Annotated in this window: 15 protein-coding genes; 12 read left to right on the forward strand and 3 right to left on the reverse strand. The window is 61.5% G+C overall.

The features are described 5' to 3' along the window. Window positions 1–24: 24 nt before the first annotated feature. From kduD to E0473_RS12635, 3 genes are read left to right on the forward strand one after another with little or no spacing between them, the layout of a single operon-like run. Window positions 25–798: a 2-dehydro-3-deoxy-D-gluconate 5-dehydrogenase KduD gene (kduD, locus tag E0473_RS12625; protein WP_137681519.1), complete on the forward strand. Its 774-nt coding sequence runs from the start codon at window positions 25–27 to the stop codon at window positions 796–798. Next, entirely contained in the window at window positions 795–1,820 is a 1,026-nt protein-coding gene (locus tag E0473_RS12630) for a sugar kinase (protein ID WP_162848947.1), read from the forward strand. The genes kduD and E0473_RS12630 overlap by 4 nt, the downstream gene beginning before the upstream one ends. Continuing rightward, a complete protein-coding gene (locus tag E0473_RS12635) occupies window positions 1,807–3,318 on the forward strand; it encodes a carboxylesterase/lipase family protein (RefSeq protein ID WP_137681243.1) in 1,512 nt (503 codons plus the stop codon). The genes E0473_RS12630 and E0473_RS12635 overlap by 14 nt, the downstream gene beginning before the upstream one ends. Here E0473_RS12635 and E0473_RS12640 read toward each other — a convergent pair. Both E0473_RS12640 and E0473_RS12645 read right to left on the reverse strand, forming a co-directional pair. Further along, window positions 3,315–3,671, reverse strand: coding sequence for a cupin domain-containing protein (locus E0473_RS12640; RefSeq protein ID WP_137681521.1), 357 nt, complete (start codon window positions 3,669–3,671; stop codon window positions 3,315–3,317). The genes E0473_RS12635 and E0473_RS12640 overlap by 4 nt on opposite strands. Window positions 3,672–3,799: 128 nt before the next feature. Next, window positions 3,800–5,134 (reverse strand): pectate lyase family protein, encoded by a 1,335-nt coding sequence (locus E0473_RS12645; protein WP_137681244.1) that lies wholly within the window; start codon window positions 5,132–5,134, stop codon window positions 3,800–3,802. A 182-nt stretch (window positions 5,135–5,316) separates the two neighbouring features. Between E0473_RS12645 and E0473_RS12650 the strand changes: the two genes are divergently transcribed. The 6 genes from E0473_RS12650 to E0473_RS12675 are packed head-to-tail and all read left to right on the forward strand — an operon-like array spanning window position 5,317 to window position 13,492. Next, window positions 5,317–8,040: a TonB-dependent receptor gene (locus E0473_RS12650; protein WP_137681245.1), complete on the forward strand. Its 2,724-nt coding sequence runs from the start codon at window positions 5,317–5,319 to the stop codon at window positions 8,038–8,040. Between the two features lie 34 nt (window positions 8,041–8,074). Beyond that, window positions 8,075–9,076, forward strand: coding sequence for an alpha/beta hydrolase (locus tag E0473_RS12655; protein WP_137681246.1), 1,002 nt, complete (start codon window positions 8,075–8,077; stop codon window positions 9,074–9,076). Next, on the forward strand, window positions 9,073–10,695 hold the full coding sequence (locus E0473_RS12660) for a family 43 glycosylhydrolase (RefSeq protein WP_137681522.1): 1,623 nt from the start codon (window positions 9,073–9,075) through the stop codon (window positions 10,693–10,695). Before E0473_RS12655 ends, E0473_RS12660 begins: the two co-directional genes overlap by 4 nt. Before the next feature lie 18 nt (window positions 10,696–10,713). After that, the gene (locus E0473_RS12665; protein WP_137681247.1) at window positions 10,714–11,724 is read left to right on the forward strand and encodes a TRAP transporter substrate-binding protein; all 1,011 of its coding nucleotides are present in this window, start codon (window positions 10,714–10,716) and stop codon (window positions 11,722–11,724) included. Further along, on the forward strand, window positions 11,721–12,203 hold the full coding sequence (locus tag E0473_RS12670) for a TRAP transporter small permease (RefSeq protein WP_241657499.1): 483 nt from the start codon (window positions 11,721–11,723) through the stop codon (window positions 12,201–12,203). Before E0473_RS12665 ends, E0473_RS12670 begins: the two co-directional genes overlap by 4 nt. Beyond that, window positions 12,203–13,492, forward strand: a complete 1,290-nt coding sequence (locus tag E0473_RS12675; protein WP_137681248.1) for a TRAP transporter large permease — start codon at window positions 12,203–12,205, stop codon at window positions 13,490–13,492. Before E0473_RS12670 ends, E0473_RS12675 begins: the two co-directional genes overlap by 1 nt. On the opposite strand, the gene E0473_RS12680 is transcribed toward E0473_RS12675, so the two are convergent. Beyond that, a complete protein-coding gene (locus E0473_RS12680) occupies window positions 13,489–14,985 on the reverse strand; it encodes a UxaA family hydrolase (RefSeq protein ID WP_137681249.1) in 1,497 nt (498 codons plus the stop codon). The genes E0473_RS12675 and E0473_RS12680 overlap by 4 nt on opposite strands. A gap of 146 nt (window positions 14,986–15,131) precedes the next feature. On the opposite strand from E0473_RS12680, the gene uxaC reads away from it, so the two are divergent. The 3 genes from uxaC (at window position 15,132) to E0473_RS12695 (ending at window position 18,509) form a co-directional block, all read left to right on the forward strand. Beyond that, window positions 15,132–16,532, forward strand: coding sequence for a glucuronate isomerase (gene uxaC / locus E0473_RS12685; protein WP_137681250.1), 1,401 nt, complete (start codon window positions 15,132–15,134; stop codon window positions 16,530–16,532). 446 nt (window positions 16,533–16,978) lie between these two features. Continuing rightward, complete coding sequence (locus tag E0473_RS12690; protein WP_137681251.1) at window positions 16,979–17,119, forward strand: DDE-type integrase/transposase/recombinase; 141 nt, start codon at window positions 16,979–16,981, stop codon at window positions 17,117–17,119. Window positions 17,120–17,273: 154 nt separating this feature from the next. Further along, window positions 17,274–18,509 carry an alpha/beta hydrolase gene (locus tag E0473_RS12695; protein ID WP_137681252.1) on the forward strand — a complete coding sequence of 412 codons (1,236 nt, stop codon included), beginning with the start codon at window positions 17,274–17,276 and terminating at the stop codon, window positions 18,507–18,509. The last annotated feature ends 32 nt before the right edge of the window (window positions 18,510–18,541 follow it).

Raw genomic sequence — 18,541 nt, forward strand, 5'->3', positions numbered from 1 at the left:
CTTTCTCCTATCTGCGAGGACATGATGACGACTGGACCTTTCGATCTTTCTGGCAAGGTGGCCCTTGTGACCGGCGCAAATACCGGCATCGGGCAAGGCATTGCCGTCGCACTGGCAAAGGCTGGCGCGGATGTGGCGCTGGTTGCACGCCGAGATCCGGCCGAAACCCGCGAACTGGTCGAGGCTGCGGGCGTTCGCGCGCACGTCATCATGGCCGACCTCTCGTCGATCGAGCCGTGTCAGCGGATCGTGGATGACGCGGTGGCTGCGCTTGGCCGGATCGATGTGTTGGTCAACAATGCTGGGGTCATCCGCCGTGCCGACGCGCTCGACTTCTCGGAAGAGGATTGGGATGTGGTGATGGAGGTAAACCTCAAGGTCCTGTTCTTCCTCAGCCAGGCGGTCGCCCGTCATATGACCGGCTGGGCCAGCCAGACTGGAGAACGAGGCAAGATCATCAACATCGCGTCGATGCTGACTTTCCAGGGCGGAATCCGTGTTCCCAGCTACACCGCCAGCAAAAGCGGAGTGGGCGGCCTGACCAAGCTGATGGCTAACGAATGGGCACCCAAGGGCATCAACACCAACGCCATTGCGCCCGGTTACATTGCTACAAACAATACCGCTGCCCTGCAGGCTGACCAAACGCGCAACCGGCAAATCCTCGAACGCATTCCCGAGGGGCGCTGGGGCGATCCGTCGGACATCGGCGGCGCGGCGGTGTTTCTCGCCAGCCATGCTGCCGATTACGTGCAAGGCCATGTGCTTGCCGTTGACGGCGGTTGGCTGGCGCGGTGAACAGTCCTCCGAAAGTGGGGCGGGTAGTCTGCTTCGGCGAAATCCTGCTGCGTCTTTCGCCGAAGCCGGGAACGCCGCTGGCGTCGGCCAATTGGCTGGATCTGGCAGCAGGCGGTGCCGAGGCGAACGTGGCGGTGGCCCTGGCGAGCCTTGACCAGCCGACACGAATGTTGACCGCGCTGCCCGATAACCCGTTGGGGCGCCGAGCGATCATGCAACTGCGCGCCGCCGGTGTGGATGATCGCTTCATCGTCAAGCGCGATGGCAGGCTTGGCCTGTACTTCTTTGAGCCGCCCAGTGGTCCGATTGGCGGGCGTGTGACATATGATCGCGCGGGCAGCACCTTTGCCAATGCTCTGCCTACTGACTTCGATTTCGCTGAAGCGCTGCACGGTGCATCGCTGTTGCATCTCTCCGGGATCACGCCAGCGCTTGGCCCTGCCGGGGTGACGCTGGCGCAAGCAGCTATCGGTGCCGCCGCCGAAGCGGGGGTGCCGATCTGCTTTGACGGAAACTACCGCGCCAATCTGTGGGAGGCCTGGGACTGCGATCCGCGCACCATCCTGACCGGGCTCGTGGCAGAGGCGAGGATACTGATCGGCAACCATTGCGATATCTCGCTGTTGCTTGGCAGGACCTTCTCGGGAGACGGCCCGGACCGTCGCCGGGAAGCGGCCGAGGCGGCCTTTGACGCTTTCCCGAAGCTTGAAGTGATTGCCTCCACCGCGCGGACGGTGGACAGCGCGACCGCCCATCGGCTCGCAGGGCGTGTCGATCTGCGCCGGTCGCACTGGCAGACGGGCGAAGTGACGATCGCGCCTATCGTCGATCGCATTGGTACCGGCGATGCCTATGCGGCAGGCGTGCTTCTGCAATGGCTGCAAGGCGGCTCGGCGCAGGACATGGCCAAGACCGGCCTCGCGCTGGCGGCGATGAAGCACGGGGTCCCCGGTGACATGATTGCGATCACCCGCGACGAACTGGAGAATTTCGATCCGGCCGGGGCCGATGTCCGCCGCTAAGGGCTGGACGCGGCGCGCCGCTTTGGCGGCGGGAGCGGCCACGGTGCTGGCGAGCGCAGTTCCCGCGCGGGCCGAGCCGATCACCTTATCCGTCACAGCGCCAGACGGCGAGTTTCACCGCGCCGGCAAGCACGAAGCTGACACGGCCCGCGCGTGGGATTTTGTCGGAATTCGGTATGCGACGGCGCAGCGCTTCCAGCCGCCCGTTCCTGTGACCAGCGCGCAGCAAATGCCCGACGGTTTCGGTCCCGCCTGTCCGCAGCGTGGCAGCGCCTACCTGCCGCAAAGCGAGGATTGCCTGTTCCTCAACGTCTGGCGGCCGTCCGGCGAAGCCGATCCGCGTCCGGTCATGGTATACTTCCACGGTGGTGCCTATTCGGCAGGCTCGGTTACCGATCCCGTCAATGACGGTGCGAGACTGGCCGAGCGGGGCGACGTGGTGGTGGTGACAGTGAACCACCGGCTCAACGCACTTGGCTATCTGTATCTGCCCGACCGCTTCCCGAGTAGCGGCAATAACGGCCAGCTTGACCTGATTTGCGCTTTGCAGTGGATCCAGCGGAATATTGCTAGCTTCGGTGGCGATCCGGGCAATGTGACGGTGTTCGGCCAGTCTGGCGGCGGGGCCAAGATCGCTACTTTGATGGCGATGCCGGAGGCTGCCGGGCTGTTCCATAAGGCCATCACCATGAGCGGGCAGCAGGTTACCGCCAGCGGCCCGCTCAATGCCAGTCGCCGAACCAAGGCCTTTCTAGCTCGCCTGGGCGAAGGAGTGGATCCGGCCACGGCTCCGGTCGATACCCTGCTGGATGCGCTGGCGGCAACCGATCCGGTTCTTGGCGGCGGGGTGTATATGGGGCCGGTGCTCGACATGCTGCACCTGATGCGCCATCCGTTCTGGCCCGATGCACCGGCGCAGTCCGCCGCGATCCCGATGCTGCTCGGCAATACGGTGATGGAGACACGGGCGTTCTATGCGCCGGAGGGACGTCAACTGGCTGGCCTGGATTTCGGCAATCTGGCCGAGCGCATCGCGCCCGAGATGCGCGTTGATATCCGGCCCGACTGGGTCGTCGGGCAGTTCCGTGCGCGCTATCCAAGGGCTGGCGCGCTGGAATTGTTCCACCGCATCGTTACTGCCGCGCGCAGCTGGCGCGGGCAGGTGGAAGAGGCCGAGGCACGGGCGCGGGCTGGTGCACCGGCGGCCAAACGCACCTGGGTTTACCAGCTCGACTTCGAGCAGGCCAAGCACACTGACGATATTGGTCTGGCGTTTGGCACCGTTCCTTCACCATCTGCGGCTCAGCAAGCGATGAGCGACCGGGTGATGGATGTTTACGTGCGGTTCGCACGGACCGGCGATCCGGGGTGGACCGCCTATGATCTCGACCGCCGGATGACGATGGTGTTCGATACGGAAAGCCGAGAAGTAAGCGATCCGCGCGCGTGGGAGCGGGAGCTGTTTGCAAGGGTGCCCTATATCCAGCCGGGCAGCTAGCCTTGGGGCGATGGCGCAACTGGGTAGGCAATAATCAGCGCGAGCGGTTCCTCACCTGTCTGCCGGATGCCAACAACTGCACCTTCATAGAGGTATGCCGCCATGCCCGGTCTGAGCACGGCTTCCACACCATCGGATATAACCACGCCGGTGCCGCTGGTTACATAGTAGACCTCGTCATGGGCGATCGGATGTGCGCCGATGGCTGAGCCGGCGTCGAGCACCCGACGCCGGAACTCCATCCGCCGGGGTTGCGGAGCTGCATCGCTGATCCGGTAGGCTGTCGACATGCCGATTGCGCCATGCGGAGGCGATTCTCGGACCATGACATCATTTTCGTCGACAACGACCATGGCAAGGGAAGACTTCAGCCCTGTTGGCGGGGAGGCGGTCGCACAGCCTCCCAACCAGCATTCCAGCAACAACATGCCGACAATGACGGCAGGGCGTGTCACTGGTCCGCCTGTCACTGGTTCGTCTGTCACTGGCTCGATTGCCGCATCAATTTGTCGCGGGGTGAAAGGAATTCGCGGGGTTCTTCGGTCTGACCGGGCCAACGGCCTGAGACGGGAGTGAGCGTCGCCATGTTCCAGGCATTTTGATCGAACGGTGCGGCAGTCGCTTCGAATGTCGGATAGCCTCCGACTTCTTCTTCGGAATCGATCACCTGGCCGCGCCCTTCTGCGATGTAGAACAACACCCGTGTCTCCATCTCGCTGCGATCCCAAGGGCGGGCACCGGCGGTGGCCAGCAGGATCGTTTCAACTTCGGCAGCGGGCAAGATGTCGTAAGCGGAAAAATCTTTCAGAGGCGCATCCTGAACGCGGATCTCCGCATCGGTGACTCCGTAGCGCCCGAACATCGGCAGCTCGTTGCCATGGCGGTCAACGGCGATGTTGTCCTCGCCATAATAAAGCAGGTCGCCAACGCCGCCGATCATCAGGAAGGGCAGGCCCGGATCGGTGCTGTTACCGCCGCGCATGACATTGCCTACCGCGGTCAGCCTGCCATCCACATGCGGATGATCGCCCCATTCGAGATCCATCAGATTGTAATGCACCGCCCGCAGTTGCGGATCGTAGATAAAGTTGTTGATCATCAACGCTTCGGCTCCGCCCTTAAGCAGCGGCGAGCGTTCGACATTGTGTGCCCAGATATTGCGTTCGAAGACAATGCCGGTGGCGTTATCGTGAATCAGCGAGCCTTTTGAATGTTCGCCCTTGGGATGGGTCGAATCAGCCAGACCTTCGGCTGCTAGGTTAAGCCGGAAGACGATGTTGCGACTGGTGCCTTCCTCCCATTCTTCGACAGTGTCCCCGGTGAAGCGCGGGCCGGAGGCGGACATGTTCTCGTCCACCGCCCAGAAAAAGCTGTTGTTCTCGACCAGCACGTTGTGAGCTGAGCGTGTGGAGAAGGCATCAGCCTCCCACCCGGATCGACGTGGTTGTCCGTCGCTGCCAACGACCACGCGCAGATGCTGCAGAATCACGTCGTGGGTGTTTACGTCGATGCCGCCGCGCATGATCGTGATCCCGGGCGAGGGGGCCGTCTGGCCGGCAACTGTCACTTCTGGCTCTTCGATTGTGAGTACCGAGCGTTCGAGATCGATTGTGCCGCCAACCTCGAAGACAATGATCCTCGGTCCCGGTTCGGCAAGTGCTTGCGCCAGGCTGCCAGGCCCATCCTTGCTGAGAGTGGTGACGCGTATAATCTTTCCGCCTTGCCCGCCATCTGTAGGGCGGGGAGATTGCGCATATGACGGCACGGCGGTGAGAATCATGGCAGCGATTGACAGGCAAAAGCGCAACACAGTCATAGAAGTTTCCTCTCTCTTCGAAAGGAACTTGACACCATGGCGGACACAAGGCAAGTCATAATGACACCGGTTACCAAAAGCCGGGTTCGGGAATGTGAAGGTGTCTGTGAGAGCATTGTCAGCCCAGTTGGGCGTGATTCTCCTCAATCAAGACACCGGTGTCATTTGAGGAGAGGATAGTTATGTCGGCGAAGTCCTGTATCGAGCGCTCGAAAGCGTTTTTGCTTGCTGGCGGTGCGTTGTTGATGTTGCCTGTATCGGCAGCTGCGCAGGATGCCGCAGGCACCGCTGGTGAAGAGAACACCATCATCGTTTCGGGCTTCCGTGCCTCGCTCAACGAAGCGGTTGCGACCAAGCGCGAGACCACGGGGCAGGTCGATGTGATCGTCGCCGAAGATATCGCCAACTTCCCCGACACCAACCTGGCAGAATCGCTGCAGCGCATCCCCGGTGTGGCTATTGAGCGTGATGCTGGCGAGGGTCGTCAGATCACTGTGCGCGGCCTCGGCGGGCAGTTCACCCGCGTTCGCGTCAACGGTATGGAGACTATCGCGACATCGGTTGATGGTGCCTCGTACAACCGCGACCGTTCGTTCGACTTCAACGTCTTCGCTTCCGAGCTGTTTAATTCGATCGTGGTCAACAAGACCGCTTCGGCGTCGCTGGCAGAGGGGTCGCTTGGGGCCGTAATCGACCTCAATACCGGAGCACCGCTCGCATTTGGCGCGGGCACCCGTATCGTTGGCTCGGCGCAAGCGCGCTACAATGATCTGAACGAGAAGATCTCTCCTCGCCTCGCAGGCCTGTTTGCCTGGAATAATGATGACGAGACCTTTGGTGTTTCGCTGTCTGCGGCGTGGTCGACCTATGAAACCGCTGAGCTTGGCAATAATTCGGTGCGCTGGGCCAACGACGCCGCTTTCCGGTCAGTGGACGGCGTCAACTGTGCAGCCAATCCGGCCGATGCCGGTTGCGTGGAGGTGAGTGACGCCTTCCATCCTCGGATCCCCCGCTACGGGCTTGTCAATCACGATCGCGAGCGCCTTGGCCTGACCGGTGCGATCGAGTTCCAGCCGAGCGAAAGCACGCACTTTCAGGTCAGTGGCCTCTATTCCAATTTCTCGGAAGACCGGGATGAGTATTGGGGGGAGGTCCTGCTGCGGTCGAACGAGAAAAGCATCGACCTCTCGAACTACACCATTGATGGTGACAACAACGTCATCAGTGCTGATCTGACTAATGCGTGGATCCGCAACGAACGTTACCATCGCGAGAGTGAAACCGAGTTCTACCAGATCTCGGCAAGCCTTGAGCAGGCCATCGGAGACAGGCTTACTGCCACACTGTTTGGCGGCATTTCGAAGAGCGACGCGCAGATCCCGGTTGAAACCACTATCATCTTCGATGATCGTGATGGCGTTTACAGTTACGATTACACCAACATGTTGTCGCCGGCGCTGGCGTTTGGGACCGACGTCACAAACCCAACCAACTTTCAGCTGGCCGAATTTCGCGATCGGCCCAGCAAGGTCGAGAACGATTTTAAGACGGCTTCGCTCGATCTCGTCTATGAGGTGAGTGACAGCTTTAGCTTCTCTGGCGGTCCGTTCTACCGCAAGTTCGAGTTCTTCACGACTGGCGCACGCCGAGACAGCACATATTGCGCTGCCTTCACTTGCGCTGCGGATGCTTATGGTGCCCCTGTGACGGCAGATCTTGCCGAGCTTTTCGAGTTGGGCGATGCGGGCCAGCCTGCCGGTAACACCAACAGCTGGGTGGTTCCCGATCTGGCGGCCTCAGTGGCTTTCCTCGACCTTTACAATCGGGCTGCCGTCACTCAGCAGGGTGACGAGCGCGGCGTGACTGAGGAGGTCATGGGCGGCTATGTTCAGGCCGACTTCGAGCTGGACATGGGCGTGCGCATTTTCGGCAATGGCGGTGTACGCTACGCAAATACCGACCAGGCCTCGCAAGGCTTTGTCAGCGGTCAGTACGTGAACGTCGAGCGGAGCTATGACGACTTCCTTCCTTCGGCCAATATCAACATCGAACCGGTCGAAAACTTCATTGTTCGCGGTGCGGTGGCAAAGGTAATTACCCGCCCATCGCTAGGAAGCCTGACCCCGGGTGGTTCAGTAGACCAGTTCAACTTCCGGATCAGCTCGGGCAATCCTTACATCGAGCCCTATCGGGCCTGGAACTACGACCTCTCGCTAGAGTGGTACTTCGCGCCGGGTGCGATCTTCTCGGTGGCTGGCTTCATCAAGGATATTGCCAGCTTCCCGGTCGGGGATTCGCTTCAGATCACATATGCCGAAAGCGGTCTGCCGACCTCGCTCCTGACGCCGGGAACGCCCGCTTATGAGGCGGTCGTTGGTGGCGCTGACGTAAATCGCGAATTCGAGTTCCGGACCACGATTAACGGTGAAGGAGCTACGATCAAGGGGGTCGAAATCGGGCTCAACCTGCCGTTCTCGGCATTTGCGCAGGGCGCGCTCGAAAACTTTGGCGTGCTCGGCAACGTGACCTTGGTTGACAGCAACCAGGACGTGACTTTCGGAGGACAAACCTTCCAGACGACGTTCCCCGGTGTCTCGGATCTTTCCGCAAACGGCACGCTCTATTACGACAACGGTCGCTTCTCTATCCGTGTGTCGGGAGCCTATCGCAGCGACTATAATACTGGAGGTAGCGGCAACGGCAACTTCCTCGAAGGCTTCAGCTCCAGCTTCAATCTCGATGCTGCGATCCGTTACAGTCTGACCGACGCTATCCAGTTGACGCTGGATGCCAGCAATTTGACCGACGACTACCGTTATCGTTGGGCCGACGACGATGCGCGCCGGAACTACGAGAACAACCACTTCGGTCGCAACATCATGGCTGGTGTCCGGATCGAGTTGTAATCGCCACGTCTGGCAAAGCAATGGAGGGCCGCAGATGAGAAGCGATCGCAGATCACTACTTGTTGGGGGGCTTGCCCTGTCCAGTCTGGGAGCGATGCGTGCCTCAGCGCAGACAGCACCGCCTCAGGCCGATGGCAACATGCCGGAGGGGCTGCCGCAGCCGACCGAGACGATCGATCTGTGGCCCCACGGTGCGCCGGGTATGCCCGCAACCCGGCCGGTCGAGCAGACCGTGGAGCGTTCGGAAGATGGCCTGGTGACTGATCGCGCCGTGCTGGGCATTACCGTGCCCCGCCTTGCCATCTTCCGGCCCGACCGGCCCAATGGCGCGGCCGTCTTGCTTACGCCCGGCGGTGGTTATCGCCATGTCGTGGTCGACAAGGAAGGCTATGAAATGGGCCGCTGGCTCGCGGCGCGCGGCTTCACCGCCTTCGTGCTGTTCTATCGCCTGCCTTATGACGGGTGGACCGCAGGGCCGGATGTGTGCCTGCAGGATGCCCAGCGTGCCATGCGTGTAATCCGGCATCGCAGCCAGGAATTCGCGATTGCGCCCGAGCGGGTGGCAGCGATGGGTTTTTCGGCGGGCGGACATCTGTGCGCCGACCTTGCCACGCGCTTCGCGGTGCAAACGTATTCCGCGCAGGACGAGGCGGACAGACTTTCCGCCAAGCCTTTCTGCGCTGCCCCGATATATCCGGTTGTTTCGATGAGCCTGCCGGTCGCGCATCCCGGTTCACGCGAAAAGTTATTGGGTGCGGATTCTCCCTTCGCACTCGAGGCGGCGCATTCGCCGGACCGCAATGTCCCGTCGGATGCGCCGCCATTTTTCGTGCTGCACGCCGAAGATGACGATGTCGTCCCGGTTGAAAATGCGATTTTGCTGCGTGCGGCGCTGAAAGCTCAGGGTATCGCGGTGGAGACCCATCTGTTCCAGCACGGTGGGCATGGCTTCGGCCTGCGCAAGGCCGTTGGCAAGCCGGTGGAGGCATGGCCGGATATCTGGCGCAGCTGGGCGCGGGCCATCGGTTTCGCATGACGGTAAATCGGCGCGGCCTTCTGCGCGTGGTTGGCGCTGCCGGCGCTGCGAGACTGTTGGGCTCGCCTCAGGCTGCGCGGGCGCATTTGCCGTCCGTTCGGGTGCCGGCTTACGGGCGTGGATATGACAACCAGCGGATTGCCGATCTTGGCGACGGGACTTTCCTCAATCCGGTAGTTTCCGGGGATCGTCCCGATCCTGCGGTGTTGAAGGACGGCGAGGACTACTACCTTACCTTTTCGACCTTCGATGCCTACCCCGGCCTCACCATCTGGCACTCCCGCGACCTGGTGAACTGGCGCCCGCTCGGGCCAGCGCTCCACCGCAACATCGGTTCGGTTTGGGCACCGGGTCTTCACAAGGATCGCTCACGCTACCTGCTTTACATCCCCGTCAAGGCGCAGGGTGGCAACGAGATTTTCGTCAGTTGGGCAGAGGATATCGCAGGACCGTGGAGCGCTCCGTTACCACTGGGTCTGCCCGATCACATCGATCCCTGTCACGCCGTGGCCGAGGACGGCTCACGCTGGCTTTTTCTTTCCGGCGGTGACCGCGTGCGATTGTCGGAAGACAACCTCTCGCTCGCAGGTGCAGTCGAGCATGTTTACGATCCGTGGCGTTACCCCGAGGATTGGATTGTAGAGGGCTTTTCTCCCGAAGGGCCGAAGATCCATCGGATCGGAGATTGGTTCTATATGCTTACCGCAGTCGGCGGCACTGCGGGGCCACCCACCGGCCACATGGTGATCGCCGCGCGCTCGCGATCGCTACACGGGCCTTGGGAGCACCATCCTGCCAATCCGCTGGTCCGCACGACCAGCGTCGATGAGGCTTGGTGGTCGCGCGGGCACGCCTCGCTGGTGGAAGCGCCGGATGGCAGTTGGTGGTCGCTCTATCACGGTTATGAGAGCGGCTTCTGGACGCTTGGCCGCCAGTGCCTGCTCGATCCCGTCGCATTCTCCGCCGATGGCTGGTTCCATATGACCGGCGATGATCTTGCCGCGCCGCTCGCCAAGCCGGGAGGCGGTGAAGCGCAGATGCACGGAATGGCGCTATCGGATGATTTCTCCGGCCCGCTGGCACTGGGGGCAAAATGGGCCTTCTTCCGGCCCGCAGCGGACGACCACGCACGGGTACGCACCGATGGCAGTGCTCTCCACTTCGCAGGCAAGGGCACCGCGCCCTCCAGCGGGTCTCCGCTGTTGCTGACCGCGGGAGACCGATCATACCGCTTCGAATGCGATATCGAACTGGCACCAGGTGGCACGGCAGGGCTGGTGCTGTTTTATGACGACCAGCTTTATTGCGGTCTTGGCTTTGATGCGGAACGGTTTGTGACTCACCAGTACGGGATCGAGCGCGGGCGCCCGGCGAATCCGCACGGCGTCCGTATGCGCATGCGGGTGACCAATCGCCACCACATTGTCACCTTTGACACCAGCGGCGACGATGGAAAGACGTGGCACCGGTTTAATCGCGGGATGGAAGTTTCGGGTTACCACCACAATGTTCGCGGTGGCTTCCTGATGTTGCGACCGGGCCTTTATGCCGCTGGGCCCGGCGAAGCGACGTTTCGTGATTTTCGCTTCACAGCGTTGAAAGAAGAGGGCGACGCTTGATCGCTCGGGAGAGGAAACATGAAAGGCCGAGCCTTGATCGGGCGTCGTAAGGTGCTGGTTGGAACCGGCGCGCTGGCGGCCAGCTTGCTGCTGGGCGGGTGTGAGGCGCGGATGTCAGGCCTGCTTACCAGTTCGGATACCCATCCGGCCGATTATCCCACGGTCAGGGCCGTGGAATTCATGGGCCGGTTCCTTTCCGAACGGACAGGCGGGCGACTAGGCATCAAGGTCTATTCAGGGGGGCAGCTGGGCAGCGAGATCGATACGCTGGAAATCACCAGCTTCGGGGGGCTCGATTTGAACCGGGTGAACCTTGCTCCGCTCAATTCGATGGCGCCGCTTTCGATCCCGCCGTCACTTCCGTTCATTTTCAACTCAGTCGATCACATGCGCCGCACACTCGACAGCGATATCGGAGACGAAATCCTCGCTTCGCTGACCGACAACGGCCTGATTGGTCTGTGCTTTTACGACTCCGGCGCACGCAGCTTTTACAACACACGCGGCCCGATCTACACGCCTGCCGACATGCGCGGGCTCAAGCTGCGCGTGCCGGCCTCCGATGCCTATGTCGCGATGGTCAATGCGCTTGGGGCCAACGCCGTGCCAATCCCGTTTGGCGAGGTTTATCAGGCATTGGCGCAGGGCGTTATCGACGGCGCGGAAAACAACTGGCCCAGTTTCGAAAGCGCGCGGCATTACGAAGTGGCGCGCCATTTCAGCCTGACCCACCACCTGCTTACACCCGAGGCGCTGGTGATGAGCAAGATGAAGTGGGACAGCCTCTCGCCCGCAGACCAGGCGCTTGTGCGCGAGGCGGCGCGGGCCTCGGTGCCAGTGATGCGCAAGCTGTGGGATGCGCGGGTGAATGCCGCGCGCGAAACCATCATCGCCAGCGGGGTGGAGGTGAACGAAGTCGATACCGCGCCTTTCGCCGCGCTCATGCGCCCGGTGTGGGAAGAGTTCGCGGCCTCGCCGCAACAGAGATCGCTGGTTGAACGGATTGTGGCCGCAGGAGAGCGCAAGTGAGTAAGACCTTCTCCGACTGGCTAGTGCGGCTCGGCGCCGTTGGCCTTGTTGCCATGGCGGCGATCATCGGTTGGCAGGTGTTCGGGCGCTTCGTGCTAGACTCCAGCCCCTCGTGGACCGAGCAGGCCTCGCTTTTACTGATGATCTGGTACGTAATGTTTGCTGCCGCGGCTGGCGTGCGCGAGGGCTTTCACATCCGCATCGCGCTGCTCGAAGAGCGGATGGGCGAGCGCGGCCGCGGCTTGCGCCGTCTGATCGCGGGAATTGTGGCGATCATGGGCCTGGTCTTCGTGATCTACGGTGCGCAGCTTTGCTGGAGTGTGCGGGCCAATGTCATTCCCTCACTCGGGATCAGCCGCGCCATTGCCTATGTCCCGCTGCCAGTTTCCGGCCTGCTGATGGTGCTGTTCGCTATCGAACGGCTATGGACTGGTGCCCCCGACGGCCATGACAGCATGGAACTCGAGGAGGACTTCTGATGGAGCTTCTTATCCTCTTTGGCGGGTTGTTCCTGCTCCTCGCGCTTGGTGTACCGGTCGGCTATTCGCTGTTAGGTGCGGCGCTGGCCTGCTTCGCCAGCATGGGGATTCCTCCGATCGTGGCGGTGCAGCGCGTGGCAGCCGGCATCTCCGTGTTCACGCTGATGGCCATTCCCTTCTTCATTTTCGCTGGCGACCTGATGTACCGCGCAGGCATTGCCGAACGGCTCGTTCGCGTGGCCGATGCCGCGGTTGGGCGGATGCGTGGCGGGCTGGGCCTCGTCGACGTGGGGGCGTCGATGATGTTCGGGGCCGTCTCCGGTTCAGCCATTGCCAGTGCGTCTGCCATCGGCTCTACCATGGTGCCGCTGATGAAGGAGAAGGGCTACCCCGACGATTTCTCCGTCAACGTCACAGTGACCGCCGCCATTGTCGGGCTGTTGATCCCGCCTTCGCACAACATGATCATCTATTCTGCGGCATCCGGGCTGGGGGTCTCGATCGGAGATCTGTTCCTCGCGGGCATTGTCCCCGGCTTGCTGACCGGTTTCATGCTGATGTTCACCACCTGGCTGGTCGCGCGGCGGCGCAATTTGCCACGGGGCAGCTTCCCTGGCTGGCAGGCATTCATGCGCGCGGCCGTGTTCGCGGTGCCTGGCTTGATGACTGCGATCATCATCATGGGCGGTATTCTCAGCGGCATTTTCACCGCAACCGAAAGCTCTGCAATCGCCGTGATCTACACGGTCCTGATCAGCGTGCTGGTCTATCGCTCGCTCGGCTGGGGAGGCTTTTGGGAAGCGGCGCAGAAATCGGTGCGGACAGCGTCGATGGTGCTGTTCATTATTGCGGCCGCCACGGCCTTCGGCTTCGCGCTGGCGCTGCTGGAAGTTCCGGCTGCGCTTGCCGGGCTGATCGGTGCCATCACCGAGAATCCGATTCTCACCCTGCTGATCATCAACTTAATGCTGCTGGCGCTGGGCACATTCATGGATATGGCGCCGCTGATCGTGATCACCACGCCGATCTTCCTTCCGGTGGCAATGGGTGTTGGCGTTGACCCGGTGCACTTCGGCATCATCATGATGCTCAACCTCGGTATCGGGCTGGTGACGCCACCGGTAGGATCGGTGCTGTTCGTGGGTTCAGCAGTGGGCGGGGTGCCGCTGGCAAAGCTGGTGCGCACGATCTGGCCGTTCTATCTGACCTTGCTCGCGGCACTGGCGCTGATCACCTATGTGCCGGCGCTTTCGCTCGCCCTGGTCGAGTACTTGGCGAGCCCGGCCTAAAGCGTGACACCGCGCTTCCATAGGGAGATCACGCGTTGGCCGCTGCGTTCTGCGGCAGTTCGCTCTCCGCTTGCAATGGCCAACAGCTTGCGGGCAAAGTCGTCACTTACCGCTTCGGCACCTTCGGCGAGCACGCGCCCGGCATCGAAATCTATCCAGCCGGATTTGCTGCCTGCCAGTTGCGAATTGGAAGAAACCTTTATGGTGGGAACCGGAAAGCCCAGTGGCGTCCCGCGTCCGGTGGTGAACAGCACCAAGGTCGCTCCGGCGGCTACCAGCGCGGTTGAGGAAACCGCATCGTTTCCAGGAGCCTCCAACAGCGTGAGACCTGGCAGTTCGGCGGCCTCGCCGTAGTCGATCACATCGACCAGTGGCGCGCTGCCCCCCTTTTGCACCGCTCCCAAAGACTTCTCTTCCAGCGTGGTAATGCCGCCCGCGATGTTGCCGGGGGAGGGGTTTTCCGAAACCGGCTGCCCCTGATCTAGGAAGTACCGCTTGAAGCGATTGAGCAGTGTGCCGGCTGCATCGAAGACCTCGCGCGAAACGGCCCGGCCGAACAGGGCGCGCTCAGCGCCGAAAATCTCCGGAATTTCGGTGAGGACAGCCTTGCCGCCGCTGGCTGCGAGTTGATCGGTGAAGCGCCCCAGCAGGGGATTGGCGGTGAGCCCTGACAGGGCATCGGAGCCACCACATTTGAGGCCCACGGTCAGAGCGGAGGCGGGGGCCTCTTCGCGTGTCACCGGAGCCAGTTCCTCCACCAGCTCGGCGACCAGTTGCAGTGCGCGCTCACGTTCATCGCCCGGTTCCTGCGCGCGCATGATCCGCAGCTTCTTGCGCGATCTGGCGGGGATCAGCGCGGCAAGTTCATCGAGTTGATTGGATTCGCAGCCAAGGCCGATCAGCACGACACCCCCGGCATTAGGATTGTCGCACAGGCCCGCCAGCGCCGCGCGTGTGCCCGCCAGATCGTCACCAAGTTGCGAGCAGCCATGCGGATGGCCGAAGCCGACGACATCATCAACCCGCCCTGCATGAAGCGCGCGCGCTTCGCGGGCAATGTCCTCCACCAGCGGAGCGACGCAGCCAACAGTCGGGAGCAGCCAGATTTCGTTGCGCGTAGCCCAGCGGCCATCTTCCCGGCGATAACCTTGCCAGTTGGGCAAAAAGGCTGGAGCGGTTGAGCGCATTTGGCTGCGATCTTCGGTATAGGTCACTTCGCCGACCAGCGCCGTGACCAGATTGTGCGAATGCACATGTTCGCCAGCGCTGGCGCTGGCCGTCATCCGGCCAATCACGGCGCCATAGCGCTTGACACCAGCCCCGCATTCCAGCGGATGCAAGGCAAACTTGTGACCAGCGGGAATGTCGCTGACCAACATCACCTCGGCGGAGCCGATCGCGATGCTTTCCCCTTGCGCAAGGGAGCGCATGGCAACAGCCACATCGTCTGCCTCATGGGCGCGGATGGCATCGGGCAGGGCGGCATGGTGCATGATCGACAGTCTACGCGAAGGAGCCTTGCACCACAAGCGCAGGAATTCGTGAAAATTCCCGGAATTCAGTCATTGATACCGGTTACCAACTGCTCGCAAACTGACTTTTCAGGTGGTAAGGAGGTGCCTGAAGAGGAGAATCTGCCATGGCCCGACCGCTTTCCTTGCATCCTGATCGCCTGCTGCCAGGCGAGCCGGGCATACGTGCGCTCGCGCGAGATCTTTATATGAGCGTGAAGTCGCTACCGATCATCAGTCCGCACGGTCACACCGATCCCTCGTGGTTTGCCGCGAACGAGAACTTCGGCAACGCTACCGAACTGCTGCTGGTGCCGGATCACTATCTTTTCCGCATGCTCTATTCGCAGGGCGTCCGGCTGGAAGACCTGGGTATCGCCGGCCATCAGGCGGACCCGCGCAAGGCCTGGCGCGTGCTGGCCGAAAATTTTCACCTGTTTCGTGGTACGCCGTCGCGCATGTGGCTCGACTGGGTCTTCGCCGAGGCATTCGGCATCGATGTGCGGCTCGATGCGGAGACGGCGGATTTCTACTTCGATACAATCACCGAGAAGCTTGCGAGCGATGCTTTCCGCCCGCGCGCACTGTTCAATCGGTATGGGATCGAGCTTCTGGCCACCACCGAAAGCCCGCTCGACACGCTCGATCATCATCGGGCGATTGCGGCCAGCGACTGGGGCGGGCGGGTTATCACGGCCTATCGCCCTGATCCGGTGGTTGACCCCGAATTCGAAGGCTTTGCCGAGAACCTGCTCCGGTTCTCAGAAGTTTCCGGCGAGGATTGCAACAGCTGGCAAGGCTATCTCGCAGCTCATCGCACCATGCGCGCGATCTTCAAGGAAGTGGGCGCCACCTCGACCGACCACGGCCACCCCACCGCCGCTACCGCCAACCTTTCGTCGGCGGAGGCTGAGGCCCTGTTCAACCGGGTGCGGGGTGGCAAGCCAAGCGCCGAGGATGCCGAGCTGTTCCGCGCGCAAATGCTGACCGAGATGGCCGGGATGAGCCTTGATGACGGGTTGGTGATGCAAATCCACCCTGGCAGTTTCCGCAATCACAACCGGAAGCTGTTTGAAAGCTTCGGGCGTGACAAGGGCGCAGATATCCCGACCCGCACTGATTATGTGCATGCACTCAGGCCGCTGCTCGACCGCTTTGGCAGCGAGAGCGAGCTTTCGATCATCCTCTTCACGCTGGATGAAAGCAGCTATGCCCGCGAGCTTGCGCCGCTTGCGGGGCATTATCCGTGCCTCAAGATCGGCCCTGCCTGGTGGTTCCACGACAGCCCCGAAGGCATGCGTCGCTTCCGCCAGATGACCACCGAAACTGCTGGCTTTTTCAACACTGTCGGCTTCAACGATGATACGCGTGCCTTTCTGTCGATTCCGGCGCGCCACGATGTCGCGCGGCGCATTGATTGCGGCTTTTTGGCGCAACTGGTCGCCGAACACCGGATGGAGGATTGGGAAGCGGCCGAGGTGGCTACCGACCTGGCCTACAATCTGGCCAAGCAGGCCTATCGTTTGTGAGGCTGGCTCCGGGCGCTATCGGGCATCTCCCGGAGGACATCGTGCGATCGGAATGCGCAGAAGATCGGGATCGTCCACCTCGGCCTCGGCGCGTTCCGCCAGCCCTGACCACGGTGTTGTCAGACCGAACGCACTCGCTGGCGAAAGGTGTTTAATCAGTTAGGGCAGGGCGATGCGCAGACCCCGAACACCCGCCAGCCCATCCGGTTATTTCGATTCATCGCCTGCGATCATCCGCTTAACGGTAGTGATGTACGTACTATTCCGACTGTCGCTGCGACAGGTTGGGGAACCTGCTGTTTGAACGGCGTATCGACATAAGCAACGAGACAGTGCGGCGCTGGTGGAATTGGTTTGGCCCGATGTTTGCCGGTGCTGTCAGACGCCAACGGGTCAGCTGAATGAACGGCTTCCGGCAGTGGAAATAGCGCCTCAACGAGGTCTATGTGACGATCAAAGGCGAGATACCTTACATGTGGCGAGCGGTCGACCAGGAAGGCGAGGTATTGGATAACTGCGTCACTAAAGCCAGCGACAAAAAGGCAGCTCTGCGGTTCATGAAGGAGGCGCTGAAGCGCGACGGCTGAGGCAACAACCGCCGGAACTCTAACCTAACCGGTGGACCACCCTCATGGGGCAGGTCAATCGGTCTGTTCCTTCGGTGGCCGCATTTGCCATGCTTTCTTCCTAAGAAACGTATAAAAAGCTAGCAAGTTTCGGTGGAGAGGAGCTATATTCAGGATGTCCTTGCGCAAGTCCTTAGTCGGCCTGTTGGCTATCTCCATCATCGGCTTTGCCCTGCCAGCCAAATCGCAGGAGGCGGCTGCACCGCAAAACGAAGCTTTGGCCGCACAACACGACAATGCTTTGCCGCTAACGCCTTTTTACGATCTTCAAGGCGCGGATATTTCGCATGCAGGCGATCTTGTCCGTTCCGAACCCGGAACGGGGTACGAACTGCCGGGCGGCGTAACCGCGACCCGGATTGCCTATGCCTCGCGCAATGAAAGCGGCGATCCGGTGCTTGCAACCGGCGTCGTTCTGGTGCCGCCGGGCGAGGCGCCGGAAGGCGGCTGGCCCATCGTGGCATGGGCACACGGGACTGCTGGCGTCGCGCGTGTTTGCGGGCCTTCGTTGATGAAGGACGTATATTACGGCTGGGAAGGCCTCTTCCTTTATCCGCTGGCGGGGTATGCCGTTGTCGCGACGGACTATGCCGGCCTCGGCGGGCCGGCTCCGCATCAATATATGTGGGGCAGGGCGAACGGCAACGATGTCGCCTATTCGGTTCCCGCCGCGCGTGAAGCGGTGCCCTCGCTAGGGGAGAAATGGGTTGCGATCGGCCATTCTCAGGGAGGCTACGCCGCGCTGAGAGTGCAGCATATGGACGCAGAGGCAAAGGCAGGCTTCCTCGGCAGCATCCCGTTGGGCAGTGGCGCTAACGTTAGTGACATCTGGGCAGCTAGCGACCCAATGATGCGGACCGTCGGGGCGACTATCCCGATGATGGCGCTGAGCATTAAGTCGGTATACCCCGATTTGGATCTGACCAAGATGCTCGGGCCGGCAGCTCTCGAACGTCTCCCGACAATTCAGAACGAAACCTGCTATTTCGCAGCAGAAGAAGCGATGCGCGGTGTTACCCGCGAACGGGGACGGGTGGAAGGCTGGACAGATGTAGCCGAAGCGGTAGCGTTTACGGACAGAAACCGGATCTTCGATGGACCATATGATGATCCGATCCTGCTGATTGTCAGTGCTGGCGATTATTTCATGCCGATGCAATTGCGCGAGAACATCTTTGTCGAGCTGTGCCAGGTCGCCAGCCGGGCAAGCTATCTCGAACTGTCCGGGGTCGATCATGAAGGCACCATAAACGGTTCCTTCCACCAGCAGCTGGACTGGTTGGCGGACCGCTTTGCTGGCCGCGAAGTGCCGCAAGGTTGCACCGCCGCGAAAGAGTCAGCAGGCCGATAAAACGGAGCCAAGACGTCATGAAAATCACGGGT

The sequence above is a fragment of the Aurantiacibacter suaedae genome (genome assembly GCF_005434915.1).
In the GTDB taxonomy this organism is placed as follows: Bacteria; Pseudomonadota; Alphaproteobacteria; order Sphingomonadales; family Sphingomonadaceae; genus Alteraurantiacibacter; species Alteraurantiacibacter suaedae.